Source organism: Amycolatopsis sp. NPDC104819 (genome assembly GCF_055583145.1).
Genome location: NZ_JBVJON010000010.1, coordinates 326,792 through 342,362, shown reverse-complemented (window position 1 = coordinate 342,362; position 15,571 = coordinate 326,792). Strand labels below are relative to the sequence as shown.

General features: G+C 73.0%; 15 protein-coding genes. 6 read left to right on the top strand and 9 right to left on the bottom strand.

Annotated elements, in window-relative coordinates; translation table 11 throughout:
* Positions 1-92 precede the first annotated feature (92 nt).
* Both ACZ63E_RS31600 and rimO read left to right on the top strand, forming a co-directional pair.
* Positions 93-410, top strand: a complete 318-nt coding sequence (locus ACZ63E_RS31600; protein ID WP_465339794.1) for a hypothetical protein — start codon at positions 93-95, stop codon at positions 408-410.
* Between the two features lie 4 nt (positions 411-414).
* On the top strand, positions 415-1,800 hold the full coding sequence (gene rimO, locus ACZ63E_RS31595) for a 30S ribosomal protein S12 methylthiotransferase RimO (protein WP_465339793.1): 1,386 nt from the start codon (positions 415-417) through the stop codon (positions 1,798-1,800).
* Here the strand turns inward: rimO and bla are convergent.
* A complete protein-coding gene (bla, locus tag ACZ63E_RS31590; protein WP_465339792.1) occupies positions 1,791-2,702 on the bottom strand; it encodes a class A beta-lactamase in 912 nt (303 codons plus the stop codon). The two genes, rimO and bla, sit on opposite strands and share 10 nt — an antisense overlap.
* A gap of 107 nt (positions 2,703-2,809) precedes the next feature.
* Here bla and ACZ63E_RS31585 point away from each other — a divergent pair, with 107 nt between their 5' ends.
* Together ACZ63E_RS31585 and ACZ63E_RS31580 are read left to right on the top strand one after the other, a co-directional pair.
* On the top strand, positions 2,810-3,688 hold the full coding sequence (locus ACZ63E_RS31585) for a LysR family transcriptional regulator (protein ID WP_465339791.1): 879 nt from the start codon (positions 2,810-2,812) through the stop codon (positions 3,686-3,688).
* Complete coding sequence (locus ACZ63E_RS31580; protein ID WP_465339790.1) at positions 3,685-4,581, top strand: serine hydrolase; 897 nt, start codon at positions 3,685-3,687, stop codon at positions 4,579-4,581. Before ACZ63E_RS31585 ends, ACZ63E_RS31580 begins: the two co-directional genes overlap by 4 nt.
* Positions 4,582-5,089: 508 nt before the next feature.
* On the opposite strand, the gene ACZ63E_RS31575 is transcribed toward ACZ63E_RS31580, so the two are convergent.
* Complete coding sequence (locus ACZ63E_RS31575; protein WP_465339789.1) at positions 5,090-5,656, bottom strand: isochorismatase family protein; 567 nt, start codon at positions 5,654-5,656, stop codon at positions 5,090-5,092.
* A gap of 53 nt (positions 5,657-5,709) precedes the next feature.
* On the opposite strand from ACZ63E_RS31575, the gene ACZ63E_RS31570 reads away from it, so the two are divergent.
* The gene (locus ACZ63E_RS31570; RefSeq protein ID WP_465339788.1) at positions 5,710-5,991 is read left to right on the top strand and encodes a hypothetical protein; all 282 of its coding nucleotides are present in this window, start codon (positions 5,710-5,712) and stop codon (positions 5,989-5,991) included.
* Positions 5,992-6,049: 58 nt separating this feature from the next.
* On the opposite strand, the gene ACZ63E_RS31565 is transcribed toward ACZ63E_RS31570, so the two are convergent.
* Together ACZ63E_RS31565 and ACZ63E_RS31560 are read right to left on the bottom strand one after the other, a co-directional pair.
* Positions 6,050-6,232, bottom strand: coding sequence for a CsbD family protein (locus ACZ63E_RS31565; protein ID WP_465339787.1), 183 nt, complete (start codon positions 6,230-6,232; stop codon positions 6,050-6,052).
* A 133-nt stretch (positions 6,233-6,365) separates the two neighbouring features.
* Positions 6,366-7,625: a cation:proton antiporter domain-containing protein gene (locus tag ACZ63E_RS31560; protein ID WP_465339786.1), complete on the bottom strand. Its 1,260-nt coding sequence runs from the start codon at positions 7,623-7,625 to the stop codon at positions 6,366-6,368.
* Positions 7,626-7,814: 189 nt separating this feature from the next.
* Here ACZ63E_RS31560 and ACZ63E_RS31555 point away from each other — a divergent pair, with 189 nt between their 5' ends.
* Complete coding sequence (locus ACZ63E_RS31555) at positions 7,815-8,159, top strand: hypothetical protein (protein ID WP_465305489.1); 345 nt, start codon at positions 7,815-7,817, stop codon at positions 8,157-8,159.
* Positions 8,160-8,216: 57 nt separating this feature from the next.
* On the opposite strand, the gene ACZ63E_RS31550 is transcribed toward ACZ63E_RS31555, so the two are convergent.
* The 5 genes from ACZ63E_RS31550 to ACZ63E_RS31530 all read right to left on the bottom strand — a co-directional run bounded on the left by ACZ63E_RS31550 (position 8,217) and on the right by ACZ63E_RS31530 (position 15,570).
* On the bottom strand, positions 8,217-11,864 hold the full coding sequence (locus ACZ63E_RS31550) for a family 78 glycoside hydrolase catalytic domain (protein ID WP_465339785.1): 3,648 nt from the start codon (positions 11,862-11,864) through the stop codon (positions 8,217-8,219).
* 196 nt (positions 11,865-12,060) lie between these two features.
* Positions 12,061-13,356 (bottom strand): DJ-1/PfpI family protein, encoded by a 1,296-nt coding sequence (locus tag ACZ63E_RS31545; protein WP_465339784.1) that lies wholly within the window; start codon positions 13,354-13,356, stop codon positions 12,061-12,063.
* A gap of 1 nt (position 13,357) precedes the next feature.
* Positions 13,358-13,747, bottom strand: coding sequence for a hypothetical protein (locus ACZ63E_RS31540; protein WP_465339783.1), 390 nt, complete (start codon positions 13,745-13,747; stop codon positions 13,358-13,360).
* 99 nt (positions 13,748-13,846) lie between these two features.
* Complete coding sequence (locus ACZ63E_RS31535; protein ID WP_465339782.1) at positions 13,847-14,491, bottom strand: response regulator; 645 nt, start codon at positions 14,489-14,491, stop codon at positions 13,847-13,849.
* Positions 14,488-15,570 (bottom strand): sensor histidine kinase, encoded by a 1,083-nt coding sequence (locus ACZ63E_RS31530; protein WP_465339781.1) that lies wholly within the window; start codon positions 15,568-15,570, stop codon positions 14,488-14,490. The genes ACZ63E_RS31535 and ACZ63E_RS31530 overlap by 4 nt, the downstream gene beginning before the upstream one ends.
* Between the last annotated feature and the right edge of the window lies 1 nt (position 15,571).

Genomic DNA, 15,571 nt, shown 5'->3' with positions numbered 1-15,571 from the left:
GTTCCGGCCAGTTCCGGTGAAGTCCTTGAGCGGGTTTCGCGCGGCGTGCGATTCTCGGGCCGACCCGCCACCGGACTCGTCGAGGGGGAACCGTGAGTGATCTCGAGCGGATGGCCGAAGAACGCCGTGGCCGTCAGGGCACCGCGCCGGAAGCACCGGCCGGGCAGCAGTGGGGCACCTGCGTCAGCGTCCGGGAAACCGGGGACCGGCGGCGCCGGGTGGCCCGGGTGCTGCTGGCGAGCGGGTTCGTGATCACCGCCTACCTGCCGCTGGGCGTCGTCACGCCCGCGGTCGACTCGCCCGTGCTGGTCCAGACCAAGGCGATCGGGGACGGGCCCAAGGGCGACTCCGTCGTCGTGTCGGCCATCGGCGACGAGCCGCCGGGCCACGGCGACGTCGTCGCCTACTGACGGCGTGCGCACCGTCTCCCTGGTCACCTTGGGCTGCGCGCGCAACGAGGTCGACTCGGACGAGCTGGCCGCGCGCCTGGACGACTCGGGGTGGCAGCTCGCCGAACCCGGCGCCGCGGCCGACGTCGTCGTGGTGAACACCTGCGGCTTCATCGAAGCGGCGAAGAAGGAGTCCATCGACGCCGTCCTCGCCGCCTCCGGCACGGGCGCGAAGGTCGTCGCGGTCGGCTGCATGGCCGAGCGTTACGGCCGTGAGCTCGCCGACGCGCTGCCGGAAGCCGACGCCGTGCTGTCGTTCGACGACTACCCGGAGATCGGCGAGCGCATCGGCGACGTCCTGCAGGGGCGGACCCGAGCCGCGCACACCCCGCGCGACCGGCGGACGCTGCTGCCGATCACCCCGGTCGAGCGGCCCGCCGCCGTGGTCGCCCACGTCCCGGGGCACACGACCGAGCGGACCGGCCCGGCGAGCGGACCGCCGGTGCTGCGCCACCGGCTCGGCGGCGGCCCGATCGCGTCGCTCAAGCTGGCGTCGGGTTGCGACCGGCGTTGCACGTTCTGCGCCATCCCGAGCTTCCGCGGCGCCTTCGTCTCCCGCACCCCCGCCGAAATCCTCGCCGAAGCCGAATGGCTGGCCGGCCACGGCGTGCGGGAACTGGTGCTGGTGAGCGAGAACTCGACGTCGTACGGCAAGGACCTCGGCGACCTGCAGGCGCTGGAGAAGCTGCTGCCGAAGCTCGCCGGGTTCGTCGACCGCGTCCGGCTGAGCTACCTGCAGCCGGCGGAGCTGCGCCCGAGCCTCGTCGAAGCGATCGCCGGGACCCCCGGGGTCGTGCCCTACTTCGACCTGTCGTTCCAGCACGCGAGCGGCCCGGTGCTGCGCCGGATGCGCCGGTTCGGCGACCGGGAACGGTTCCTGCAGCTGCTCGACCGGATCCGGGAGATCACGCCGGACGCCGGGGTGCGCTCCAACTTCATCGCCGGCTTCCCCGGCGAGACCGACGCGGAGTTCGGCGAACTGAAGCTGTTCCTGGCCGCGGCCCGCTTGGACGCCATCGGCGTCTTCGGCTACTCGGACGAAGACGGGACGGAAGCCGTGAACCTGCCGGACAAAGTGCCGCCCGCGGTGCTTGCCGAGCGGGTCGAGGAGCTCTCGGTCCTCGCCGACGACGTGAGCAGCCGCCGCGCGGAAGAGCGGGTCGGCTCGGTTGTCGAGGTGGTCGTCGGGACGGCAGGCCAGGGCTGGGCGGCGCACCAGGCGCCGGAGATCGACGGGCACGTGAAGTTCCCCGGCGCCGCGCCCGAGCCGGGTTCGCTGGTCCGGGCCGAGGTCACCGGCGCGTTCGGCATCGACCTCGAAGCGCGCGTGCTTCCGCTGCCTCAGCGGTAGCTGTCGAGGACGAGCTTCGCGGCTCCGGCGAGCAGCCGGTCGTCGGCCTTGGCGTCGGCGGTCTTCTTGTCGGTCATGATCACCAGCACGATCGGCGCGTGTCCGGGCGGCCAGACGACGCCGATGTCGTTGCGGGTCGCGTACTCGCCGGTGCCGGTCTTGTCGGCGACGGCCCAGCCCGCGGGCGCGCCCGCGCGGATCAGCGCCGCGCCGGTCGTGTTGGCGCGCATCATGTCCGTCAGGATGGTCCGCTTCTCCGGCGGCAGCGCGGTGCCCAGGGTGAACGCGCGCAGGCTGCCGGCCATCGCGCGCGGCGTGCTGGTGTCCCGGACGTCGCCGGGGGCGAGGTCGTTGAGCCCGGGCTCGATCCGGTCGACGTGCGTGGTCGTGTCGCCGATCCCGCGCAGCGCGGCGGCGAGCCCGGCCGGCCCGCCGAGCTCGCGGAACAGCAGGTTCGCGGCGGTGTTGTCGCTGTAGCGCAGGGCCGCGTCGATCGCGTCGCGCAGGGAGATGCCGGTGCCGACGTGCTTCTCGGTGACCGGCGAGTTCGCCTGCAGGTCCGCGCGCGTGTACTTGAGCACCTTGGCGAGGTCAGGGACGCTCGTGCGCTGGAGCACGGCCGCCGAGGAGAACGCCTTGTGCGTCGAGGCGTACCCGAAGCGCTCGTCGGCGCGGTGCGTGATCTCGCGGCCGGACCCTGTGTCGACGGCGTACACGCCGAGGCGGGCGTCGAATTCGCGTTCGAGCGGGGCGAAGTCCGGTTGGGGCGTCGCGACGGTGGACGACGCCGGTGGCGGTGGTGTCTGCGTCGCTGTCGCCGCCGGAGCCTCCGCGGAGCAGGCGGTGAGCGGGACGAGGACCAGCGCGGCGAGCGCGGCCCGCCGGACGTGGGGGAACGGCACAGTGCTTCCTTCCGGTCTTGATCGACACCCGTAGTCTCACCGGATCCGGTCATGCTGTCGAAGACGGAAACAGGAGGTTTGATGCCAAAATCGCATAGAGTGAGGTCGTGGACCTGATCGGCGGCTGCCGGGCGTTCGTGAGCGTGAGCGAGACGGGGAGCTTCACGGCGGGCGCGGCGCTCGCGCGCATCCCGCAGCCGGTCGCCAGCCGGCGCATCGCGGCCCTGGAACGGCACTTCGGCGAACGGCTCTTCGACCGCACCACCCGCCGGGCGCGCCTGACGCCGTTCGGGCGCGACGTGCTGCCCTCGGCCCAGCGGCTCGTCCAGCTGGCCGACACGCTGGAGCACGACGCCCGGCGGGCGCGGCTGCGGCCGATGCGGGTGGCCGTCCCGGACACCTGCGGGGTGCGGGACCTCGCCGAGCTGGCGGCCGAGGCCCGCACGCTGGACGTCCACCTGGAGTTCCGCGCCGCGCCGCCGGGCGAGCGCGCCGAGCTGGTCCGCACCAAGGAGGTGCGGGCCGCGCTCACGGCCGTCCCGGCGGGGGAAGGGGAGTGGGCCGTGCCGCTGGGCGTGGCCGGGGTCGCACCGCCGTCCGGCCGGGTCGTGCACCTGGAGACCCTGCGGGCCGGACGGTCCGGCGGTGCCCGGCGCCGGGTCTGGCTCCAGCCGGAGGACGACGTCCCGCACGTGCGCGACCGGGTGCTGCGGGTGCGTGACGCGGTCGGGCTGCAGCCGTCGCAGGTGGCGGTGGCGGATTCGCTCACGTCGGCGGCCGCGGAGGTGTTCGGCTCGCCGGACCTGCTGCTGTGCTCGGCCGCGCAGGCCGCCGAGCTGGGGTTGCCGTGGCGGCCGGTGGGCGAGCTGGACCTGGCGCGCGGGTTCACGGTGGCGGCGGCGCTGGGGTCGGACGCGGACCGGTTGCGTACCGTGCTGCGGGGCGCCGTCGGCCGGTGCCTGGGCGCCGAGGAGGATTCCGCATGACGGCCCTGGTCCGCGAGCTGCGCGAGGAGCTGACCGACGGCGGCCTGCGTGGCTCGTTCCTGGTCCGCGACCTGAAGACCGGTCTCGAGCTGGGCATCGACCCGGACCGCGAGTACCCGATCGCATCGCTGGTCAAGGTTCCCCTGGCGGCGGCCACCCTGGAGCGCATCCGCCGCGGCGAGCTCGACGGCGCCCACCGGCTGGAGGTCGCCCCCGGCCGCGTCACCACGCCCGGGCCGATCGGCCTGACCCGCTTCCGGCATGCGGCGCAGATCGCGGTCGAGGACCTGGTGTACCTGAGCACGTGTCTGAGCGACGGCGAAGCGGCGGACGCCCTGTTCGCCCTGACACCCCCGGCCGAGGTAGCGCGAATGCTGGCGGCGTGGGAGGTGAGCGGCATCGCGGTCCGGCACCCGATGCGCGACCTGGTCGACACCCCGGCCGAGCGTTTCGACGCGGGCGAGGTCGACCTGGCGCATTCACTGGCGATCGGAGCGGGCACGGCGGGCCAGGGCCATCGGCTCCCGCAGCTCGACGTGACCCGGGCGAACGCGGCGTCGGCACGGGCGATGCTCGACCTGCTGCAGGCGCTCTGGACGCCGTCGAAGATCGACCCGGCGGTGGCGGAAGCAGTGCGGGAGCTGATGGCGAACAACGTGATCCGCCATCGTTTGACGCCGGACTTCGCTTCGGACGCGGCGAAGTGGTCGTCGAAGACGGGCACGCTGCTGAACCTGCGGCACGAAGCGGGCGTGGTCGAGCACGCGGACGGGGGAGTGTTCGGGGTGGTGGCGTTGACGGAGTCGACGGTCCCGGCGGTGCTCCAGCCGGAGGCGGAGGTCCTGATGTCCCGGGTGGCGCGGGCACTGCGCGACCACCTGCGCGGCAGCTGAGAGATCGGCGAGGCGCGAGTTTCGCGGGCAGCCCGGCCGCGGCCTGGTTGCTGCGCGACGAGTGCCGGGCAAGCGGCCACTGCGGCAGGCAAACGCACGCTTGGACCTTCGCCGGCCGAGCTCCCCGCCGCAGCTCGAAGTCCGCCTGATGGGCGATCTTCGGGCCGAGACCTCGCTCCACCGGTGCACGCCGCCAACCCGAGACGCGACCTGGAACTGAGCCGTCCGCCCCAGCCCCACCCCCTCCGGCCGGCCCCACGGTTCCGGCAAAGTCGGATTCGCCGGTCAGCTCGCAGCGCGGACGGCCAGGTACACCACACCGGAGGTCGCGGTAGCGGCCCGGAAGGTCATGAATGACTCATTCATGACCTCTGACGAGGTGAATGAGTCATTCATGACATCGCAGCGGCCCGCCGGTCACGTTCGCCCCGACTTTGCCGGAACCCTGCCCGACCCCCCCGGAACCCTGCCGGGCCCCCGGGCCCTCCGGTGCCCCCCGCACCCCGCCCTACGCCGGAGCCTTCACCCCAAACTCCACGTCATCCGTCTCCACGGTCCCCGCCGTCCTCCCCGGCGCAGTATGAAACTGCCAATACAGATTCGTGTGCGCGATAACTGCCGCAGGCGACGGCGCCCCATACGCCGACAGATCCTCCGTCGTGTGCGCATCCGAAACCAACGTCGCGTCATACCCGCGCGTGATCGCGCCGTGCAGGGTCGCGCGGATGCAGGCGTCCGTCTGGGCTCCCGCCACCACCAGCTTCCCGATTCCGCGCTCGGCCAGCACGGCCTCGAGCTCGGTGTCCTCGAACGAGTCGCCGTACGTCTTGTGCACCAGCGGTTCCGGCTCGCGGCGCACCAGCTCCGGCACGTACTGCCAGGTTTCGCTGTCGCGCGGCAGCTCCTCGCTGGTGTGCTGCACCCACACGACGTCGACCCCCGCCGCGCGGGCTTTCTCCACCAGGGAGCCGATCCTGGCCACGACGGCGTCGCGGTCCAGGGAGACTTTCATGACACCGTTCTGCACGTCGACGACCAGCAGGGCGGTGTTCGGACGATCGGTCAGCGTGGTCATGGGCTCACCCTAACCGCGGCCACCGACAATTTCCGGCACTAGCATGCACGCCCATGGACTACGGGATGCTGCTGCTCGCCGCCGCCGTGCTCGTCGGGGTCGTCGGCCTGGGGGCGTCGACCACGGAACGCAAGCTCAGCCGGCGCCTGGAGCGGGTGGAACGGAAGCTCGACGCCATCACGGCCCAGCTCGGCGTCGTCGTGGCGGAGCCGGAACTCGCCGAGGTGACCGAGCTGCTGCGGCAGGGCAAGAAGATCCAGGCGATCAAGGTCTACCGCGAACACACCGGCGCCGACCTCAAGGAGGCCCGCGACGCCGTCGAGCGGATGATCTGAACCGCCGCCACGAAAAAGCCGCCGTACCCCCTCGGGGGCACGGCGGCGGGAAAGCGCGTCAGTCCTTGTTCGTGACGCCCTTCACGGCGTCCTTGATCTTCTCGCCCGCCTGCTTCAGCGAGCCCTTGGCCTGGTCCGCCTTGCCCTCGGCCTGCCACTGCTCGTTGCCCGTGGCGTCACCGACGGCTTCCTTCGCGCGGCCCTTGAGCTCTTCGGCCTTGTTCTCGATCTTGTCGTTCATGGGGGTGCACCTTCCGTCGCGGCGACATTTCCGGATCGGCCAGTCGCCCAAAGGGCCTTGTCCTCCGGTTACCCACGGGTTCGCCGGCTACACATCACACAACCGGGTGGTCGTCGTGAGGCCGGTCACCCGCTCAGGAGGCCGGGAGATGCCCGCCCATCCGCTCGATCCGCTGGATGGCCGGCTCCGCGAGAACGCCGTGGACCAGCACCGACACGGCCACGGCGAGCGCGCCGACGCGCCACAGCACGTCCTGCTGCGGCACCGGGAGCCGGTTGAGGGCGTAGGCGAGGTAGTAGAGCGTCCCGATGCCACGGACGCCGAAGAACGCGATCGCCAGCGTGGCCGGCCGCCCCGCGGACGAGCCGAGCAGCGAAAGCCAGCCGACGACGGGCCGGACCACCAGCACCGCGAGCACGGCGATCACCACCTCGACGACGCGCAGGCCCTGCAGCAGCCCGTCGCCGATGGCCAGCCCGAGACCCAGCAGCGCGAGCGGCACGAACAGCCGTTCCAGCTGGTGGCCGAACGCGTGCAGGACACCGTGGTAGTCGTGCGAGCGCTCCTGCGTCCGGACCGCGACCGCCGCGACGAACACGGCAACGAACCCGTTGCCGTGGGCCACTTCCGCGAGCGCGTACGGGAGGAAGGCGAGAGCGAGCAGGACCAGCCCGTCGCCGTATTCGGCCAGCCGCAGCCGGTCCGAGGTCACCCGGAAGATCGCCCAGCCGAGCAGCCACCCGCCGGCCAGCCCGACCGCGACGCCGATCACCAGGGGCAGCAGCAGGTCGACCAGCACCCAGGAGACGTCCAGCTCGGGCTCGCTGCCCGCGAGCGCCAGGCCGAGCAGCACGAACGGCATGGTCAGGCCGTCGTTCAGGCCGGCCTCGGTGGTCAGCGTGAAGCGGATTTCGTTGTCCTTGGCCAGTTCCGGCTCGACGTCGGGGTGTGGCACGCCGACGTCGCCGGCCAGCACGGGGTCGGTCGGCGCGAGCGCCGCGGCCAGCAGCAGCGCGACCCCGGGCGTGAGCGCGAGCCACCAGTGCCCGAGGACGGCGATCGCCAGGATCGACAGCGGCATGGTCAGCGCGAGCAGCCGCCACGTCGAGCCCCAGCGCTTGAGGCCGAACGGGCGGTCGACGGACAGGCCCGCGCCGGCGAGCGCGACGAGGATGCCGAGCTGGGTGAAGGTCTCGACGCCCTGCAGGTGGACGGTGGGATCACTCCAGCCGTTGCCGTAGGGCGCGGGCAGCGGGAGCAGGCCCAGGACGATCCCGGCGACCAGCATCACCAGCGGCACCGAGAAGGGGCGGTCGGCGACGAGCTTCGGCACGATCGCCGCGGCGAGGGCCAGCAGCCCGGCGACGCCGAACAGCACGGTCAACGACGACACGGTGGTTCTCCTGCCCGCTCGGTGTGCGACCGGGGCGGGGAGGTCCGCGAGCTCCGGGTCCGGCCGAGCCTAGGTCGGGGTCCGGGCGGCCGCAGCGCGATCGGCCGGGCGCCGCGGGGCCGAGTAGCGTGACTCGGAGAGAGGCCTTCCGGCGCGACCGGCGGGCGGCGAACCGGGAGGAGGGCCGCGGTGACGGCGACGAACGGGGCCGGCCGGCCCTGCCGGTTCTGCGGCCGGACCGCCGGGCCGCGGGTGCCCGGCAAGACCGGCCCGATCTGCCTGGACTGCGTCCAGGCCGGCTTGCGGGTGACCGGCGACGGCGCGGACCGGCAGACCCGGGCCGGCGACGTCCTGGCCGCGGTGACGTCACCGCTGGCGGCGGTCTGCGAGTTCTGCGGCCGCCGGGAGCGCCGGACCTTCCTGGGCCTTCGGCGTCCGCTGCTGCGTGTGGACTGCGCCGCGCGGGACGCGGTGATCTGCGTGGACTGCCTGGACCACGCGGGAGACGTCCTGAACGTCGCCCTGCGCCACTGACAAAACGCCCCAAAGCGGCCTTGGGTGCACCCAAGGCCGCCCTGGGGCGTTTCTACCTCACGCCGGAGCGGTGAACACGTACGAACCCGCGGGCACGAAGTACGTCCCTGGCGCCGAAGGCACCGCTTCCGGCGGCGCGACCACCGAGCCCGGCTGCGACGTCGGCACCTGCACCGTCGCCGACGCTCCCACCGGGACAGTCACCCGCAGCGTCAGCTTCCCGGCCGAGATCGACCAGTCGCTGACCGCGCTGCCGTATGGCGTTTCGTACGCCGACTTCGCCGACGTCAAGCCGCCGCCCGGGCGCGGCGCCACCAGCAGCGACGCGTACCCCGGGGAAGCCGGGGCCAGGCCACCGACCGAGCGGTACAGGAAGTCGCCGACCGAGCCGAGGCCGTAGTGGTTGAACGAGTTCATCCCCGGGTCGTTGAAGGACCCGTCCGGCTTGATGCCGTCCCAGCGCTCCCAGATCGTCGTCGCGCCGTGGCCGATCATGTAGCCCCAGCCGGGGAACTCCGGCTGCAGCAGCACCTGGTACGCGACGTCGGCGTGGCCGTGCGCGGCCAGCACCGGCAGGAGGTTCTCGACGCCGAGGAAGCCGACGCTGAGGTGCCCGCCGGCCGCCGCCACCCGCGCCGCCAGCTTGTCCGCCGCCGGCTGGACCCGGTTCGCCGGGAGCAGCCCGAACGCCAGCGCCAGGACGTACCCGGTCTGCGTGTTCGCGCCCACCGTGCCGTCGGCCTGGGAGAAGCGGGCCGTGAACGCCGCCCCGACCTGGTCGGCGAGTGTCCCGTACTTCGTGGCTTCCGCGGTGTGCCCGGTGGCCGCCGCCATCCGCGAGACCAGCCGTGACGACCACGCGAAGAAGGCCGTCGAGATCAGGTCCTGCGCGGTGTTGTCGTTGACGTTGAGCCAGTCGCCGAACGTCTGGTGGTCGCGGATCAGGTCGGCGCCCGACGTCGACCGCAGGTACTCGACCCACTTGACCATCGCGGCGAAGTGCTCGTTGATCACGGCGGTGTCGCCGTAGCGCTGCCACAGGGTGTAGGGCACGATGACGCCCGCGTCGCCCCAGCCCGCCGTGCCCGAACCGCTCAGCACCCCCGGCGCGACGTCGGTGAACGACCCGTCGTCGTGCTGCGCGTCGACCAGGTCGTCGCTGAACTTGCCGAGGAAGTTCGCGACGTCGAGGTTGAACGTCGAGGTGCCGGCGAAGATCCCGATGTCGCCGGTCCAGCCGAGCCGCTCGTCACGCTGCGGGCAGTCGCTCGGCACGGACAGCATGTTCGAGCGCTCACCCCACAGGATGTTGTGCTGCAGCTGGTTCACGAGCGTGTTGGACGTCGTGAAGGTGCCGGCCTGCGCGCCGGACGTCCACATCGCCCGGCCCGTCAACGTCGACGCCGTCGGCGCAGAGGGCAGGCCGGTCAGCTCGACGTACCGGTAGCCGTGCACGGTGAACCGCGGCTCGTACGTCTCCGCGCTTCCGGTGCCCGCGAGGGTGAACCGGTCGGTCGCCTGCGCCGCGCGCAGGTTCGTCGTGTAGATCGTGCCGTCCGGGTTGAGCACCTCCGCGTGCCGCATGGTCACCGTCGTGCCGGCCGGGCCGGTCACCGAAAGCCGGTTCCAGCCGCTGAAGTTCTGCCCGAGGTCGGCCACCCACACGCCCGGCTTGGGCTGCGTCCACGCGACGGGCTTGAACTCCTGCTGCACGGTGACGCCGTTGTCCACTTGGGACACCAGGTTCGGCTTCGCGCCGGTCTTGACGCGCGGCGCCGCCCAGGCACGGTCGTCGAAACCGGGGCGGTCCCAGCCGTTCGCGAGCCGCGCGTCGTAGGTCTCACCTTGGTAGAGGTCGTCGGCGCGGATCGCGCCGTCGCCGGTCTTCCAGGTGCCGTCGGTCGCGACCGTGGTGGACGTGCCGTCGGTGAACGTCAGCTTCAGCTGCGCCGAGTACCACGGCTCGGTGCCGTACTTCTGGCTGCCCGCGATGCCGACACTGCCGGAGTACCAGCCGTTGCCGACCAGCGCGCCGAGCACGTTCTCGCCGTACCGGATCTGCCCGGTGACGTCGGAAACGCGGTACTGCACGCGTTTTGCGTAGTCCGTCCAGCCCGGGGCGAGCACCTCGGCACCGACCTTGACGCCGTTGAGGTGCGTCTCCTGCAGCCCGAGCGCGGTGGTGAGCAACCGCGCGCTCGCGACCGGCTTCGAGACGGTGAAGCTCTTGCGCAGCAGGGGAGCGGGGGCGCTCACGGCGACGTTGGCGCCCCACGGCCCGGTGCCGTACGCGGCGACCGCCCGCGCGGCCGGCCAGGAGCTGTCGTCGAAGCCGCGCTGCTGCCAGCCGTCCGGCCCGGCCTGGCTCGCCTTCCAGGAACCGTCGGACACCACCGCCGGTCCACCCGGGACGGTCAGCTTCACGATCGCCCCGGCCGGGCTCTGCGTGGTGTTCTCGCTCCGGACCGCGATCGTGTTCGCGCCGGCGGTCAGCAGCGGGCCGACGTCGAGGACGGCGGCGGTCTTCCACGAGTCGGTGACCCGCGGGGAGTCGCTGACCTGCGTGCCGTTGACCCACACGGTCGCGCTGTCGTCGCCGGTCACCACGAGCGTGGCCTTCGCCGGCGCGGCCGCCAGGGTCAGCGCCTTGCGGAAGAACCGGGTCGACGGCGGCACCCCGCCGGCCGGATCGCCTTCGGGGTACCAGATCCAGCTCGCGCCGGCGAGGTCCGGCCCGGCCGCGGCGCGGCCGAGGAACGCGCCCGTCCACTCGGTGGCCGGGTCGCGCAGCGCGGTTTCGAAGCGCTGCACCGGGCTCCAGCCGCTCGTCCGCCCCTGGCCGTCCCAGACGCGGACGCGCCAGGTGTACGCGGTCAGCGACGCCAGCGCGGGACCGCCGTAAGCGACGTCGGCCTGCTGCGCGGAGGCGACGCGGCCGCTGTCCCAGACGTCGGACCCGGTGGCGGACACCACGATCTGGTACGCCGACTGCCGCTGCTGCGCGGCCGTGGACGTCAGCTTCCAGCCGAACCGGGGCTGCGCCGGGTCGACGCCGATCGGGTTCACCCGCTGCCCGACCGTGGCGCTCGCGACCGACACCGGCGCCGGGGCGAGCGCGGTTCCGACCTCGCTGCCCCACGGCGCGGTGCCGTAGGCGCCGAGGTCCGCGGCCGCGGACCACGCTCCGTCGGCGAAGCCCGGCTGTTCCCAGCCTTCCGGCGCGGTCGTCGCGCTCTTCCAGCCGGCGCCGGTGGCCAGGTCGGTGGTCCCCGACGCGGTTGTGACGCGCAGCCGGCCGAGCAGCCCGGCCGGACCACCGGAGTTGCGGACGGCGACCGCGAGGGTGTTGGTCCCGGCGGTGAGCGCGGGCCGCAGGTCCACGCCGAGCGCCGTCCGCCAGGAGTCCGCGGTGCGGGCCGAGGACGCGAGGGGCTTGCCGTTGAGCCAGACGTCGGCGGTGTCGTCCCCGGTCAGCAGCAGCTGGGCGTCGGACACGGATCCGGCGGCCACGTCGAACGTCGTGCGGAAGTACCGGGTCGCGGCGGGCGCGGAGACGCGGGCGTCGCCCTCCGGGTACCAGATCCAGTGCGCCCCGGCGAGATCCGGGGGAGGGGCGGCGCCCGCCGGGGGGACCGCGGCGGCGGACAGGACCAGGATCGCGGCGAGCGTGGTGGTGGTCGCGCGCCAGAGCTTGGGACGCAGCATTGCGGGCTCCCTAACGGCGGGGACTGGAGTATTTAAACGTTTCAATACGGTGTGATATGTGACTGTAATAAGAGGATCACGCGACCGCAATACTCCACTGGAAGCAGCGAGGACCTGCCCCCCAGCTCGACGGACTATTTGCTGAATCGTTTTAGGCCGGGCGGCCCCGGCCGAAGCAGGGCTGCCCGGCCAGGACTCACGCCCGGCGCCGGCGGAGCCGGAGCACCACCACGACTCCGGCGATCCCCAGCCCGACCAGGACGATCGGCACCGCCGTGGGCAGCCACGGCCAGGCTTGGCCTTCGAACACGACTCCGTCGGTGGGCAGCTCGAGGACCTTCGCGGTCCAGCGCGCGGTCGCGACGTCCGTGCTGCGCGAGAGCGCGCTCACCGCGGTGTCGTAGGCGAAGCCGGGCCGGTCGTGGACGTACTCCGGAGCCGGGCCACCCGGCGGGGGCGTCACCCCGCGCGTCGCGCCCGGGACGATCAGCCGGTCGAGGTCGGCGTCGGCCAAAGCCGCGCGGGGCACGAAGGTCAGGCCGTGCCGCGACCGGATCGGGGCGCCGTCGGTGCTCACGGCGAGCGTCCGCGAGGAGAGTGACTGACCCTCGGTGTCGAACACCGAGGCGAGCTCGATCTCCCCGACGCCGTCGGAAAGCAGCACGCCGATCTCGCCCGGGTTCCAGCGGAAGGCGGCGTTGACGATCGCGGCCGCGTCCGGCGCCGACGCCGGGGCGTGGACCGGGACGTCGGTGCCGTACCGCGTCCAGCCGACCGCCTTCGCCGCGTCGGCCGCCACCTGTCGGCCGGCCAGCCGTTCCACCCAGTGCAGGGTCCCGTCGATGCCGGACAGGATCCCGGCCGTGGTGACGACGTCGCCGTCGTCGACGAACCGCTGCCCGCGCACCCACTTCACGGCGGGGTAGTCGGCTTCCCAGGCTTCGATCTTGAGCCAGTGCGCGGTGGCCGGCCGTCCGTCGAGCAGCCCGGCGGAGGCGAGCACACCGCCGCCGTTGCAGACGCTCAGCAGCTTCGCGCCGTGGGCGGCCTGCGTGCGCAGCCAGCTCTTGACCGGCTCGGTGCCGGCCTCGTCGACGTCCGGGAGCGCGGGCACGACCACGAGGTCCGGCGCCTTCGGGCCGAGCCGCGCGGCGAGGTCGTCGAAGCTCAGGTCCGGCACGAGGTCGAGGCCACCGGTGAGCGGCTTCGGCTCGCGCTCCGGCGCGACGGTGTAGACGTTGAACCTGCCGGTCGCGGTCAGGATCTCGTACGGCGCGAGGGTGTCGGAGACGACGGCCCCGCGGTCGCCGACCACGACCACCGCGGTCGGCTTGGCCGGGTCGTGGACCGGCGCCGTCGCGGCGGGCAGGGGACGGGCCGGGCCGGGGGAGTAGAGGGCGTCGAACGCGGACAGGGCGGCGATCGCCGCACCGCCGGCCGGGACGGCGAGCACGGCGACGACCAGCGCGAACCACTTCAGGACGGTGCGCACGTCAGTGCCAGTACTCGGCGCTGCGCCACACCATGGCGGCGAGCATCAGCGGGAACATGATCACGTGCCCGGCGACCATCAGCGTCGACCCGGAGATCGCGCCGAGCCAGAACGGCACGAGCAGGACCACGAACGGCAGGTACATCGCCGCGGACATCTCGGCGATCCGCGGCCACGAGTGCCGCCGCAGGGCCATCACCGCCACCATGCCGACGGTCATGTCGGTGGCCATCACGATCGCGTCGACGTCGGCGCGCTCCAGCCAGGCGGCCGGCCACAGCGCGCCGAGCGCCATCATCCCGACGAGCATGGCGACGACCATCTCGACGTAGTGCCCGGTGAACCGGGCGAGCTTGCGGGCGGTGCTGCGGGGTGGGGCGGTGGTGGTCATCTCGGGTTCCCTCCAGTGCGGTTTCGCTCCTGGACGAGAGTCCCGGGTGCCGGCCGCGCGGGGACGTGCCGGAAGTCATGACCCGGGTCATGTGACCGCTCAGAGAAGGCCGAGGTCCCGGGCCCACAGCGCGGCCTGGGTGCGGTCCCGGGCGCCGAGCTTGCCGAGCACGTTCGTCACGTGGTTCTTCACGGTGCCTTCGGCGAGGAACAGCGTCGCGGCGATCTCGCGGTTGCTGCGGCCGTCGGCGAGCAGGCGCAGCACGTCCCGCTCGCGCTCCGAAAGCGGCACCACCAGCGGCTCGGGAGTCGGCTCGGACAGCACCGCGAATCGTGCGACGACCTTCGCGGCGACCGACGGCTGCAGCACCGACTCGCCCCGCGCGGCCGCCAGCACCGCTTCGATCAGCCGGGCCGACGAGACGTCCTTGAGCAGGTACCCGACCGCGCCCGCGCGCAACGCCGCGAAGACGTCTTCGTCGTCGTCGAACGTCGTCAGCGCGATCACCTGGACGTCCGGGTGGGCCAGCCGCAGCCGCCGGGTCGCGCCGACGCCGTCGAGGACCGGCATGCGCAGGTCCATCAGGACGACGTCGGGGCGCACGGAAGCAACTTGCCGCAAGGCTTCCTCGCCGTTGCCCGCCTCGCCAGCGACGGTGATGCCGTCGTGGGTCGCCAGCAGCGTCGCGAGGGCTTCGCGGAACAGCGCCTGGTCGTCGACGAGCAGGACGCGGACCGGTGTCATCCCGGGACCTCCATGCTCAGCGCGCTGCCCTCGCCCGGCGCCGAGGTGAAGTCGAGCTTGCCACCCAGCTGCTCGGCGCGTTCCCGCAGCCCCAGCAGCCCGAACCCGGCGGACGCGGCGCCGTCGCTGCCGGCGCCGTCGTCGCGGACGACGAGCCGGACCGAGGTGTCGGCGTAGGCCAGGACCAGGTCGACGCGGTCCGCGGCGGCGTGCTTGCGGACGTTCGTCAGGCCTTCCTGCGCCGTCCGGAACAGCGCCTCGCGGTGCTCTTCCGGCAGCGGCCGCTCGGCGCCGGAGATCGTGAGCTCGGCCGGGACGCCGGCTTCCGAGGCCAGCGTCCGCAACGCGTCGGCCAACGGCGCCGGCCGCGGCTCACGCAACGCCTTCACCGAGCGGCGGACCTCGGCCAGCGCGGTCTCGGCCTGCTCCTGCGCCTTCGCGAGCACGTCGTCGGCCTTGCCGGGATCGGTCGGCAGCACCGCCCGCGCGGCCTTGACCTGCATCTGGACGACGGTGAGCGAGTGCCCGAGCCCGTCGTGGATGTCGCGGGCGACGCGGTTGCGCTCCTGCGCCGTCGCGAGCCGCTCGGCCTGGGCGGCGTAGTCACGCAGCTTCTCGTGCGCTTCGGCCAGCTCGCCGCGGGACTGCTGCTCGCGCAGCAGCAGCTCGGTGACCACGGCCGCGAACAGCACCGACACGAGCGTGCCGAGCCCCTCGCGCAGGCCCTCGCCCAGCGACATGCCGAGGTGCACCAGCGGGACCACGGCGATGACCAGCGCGATCGCCGGCCGCGGCAGCCGCAGCACCACGCACTGGCTGACCAGCACCACGAGGAACAGCGTCGCCCCGACCCCGGCGTTGATCGTGAAGACGACGAAGGCCAGGGGGAGCTGGACGGCGACATAGGCGGCCGACCACACCGCCCGGCCGCGCTCGCGCACCCAGCCGAAGCCGGCGGTGGCCAGCACGGCGAAGACGGCGCCGAGGACGAGGGAGAGCACGGGCTCCCCGGACCCGAGGACCCCGAGCACCACCGAAAGGAAGGCACCGCAGGTCAGCACCCCCAGTGCCCGGTTCATG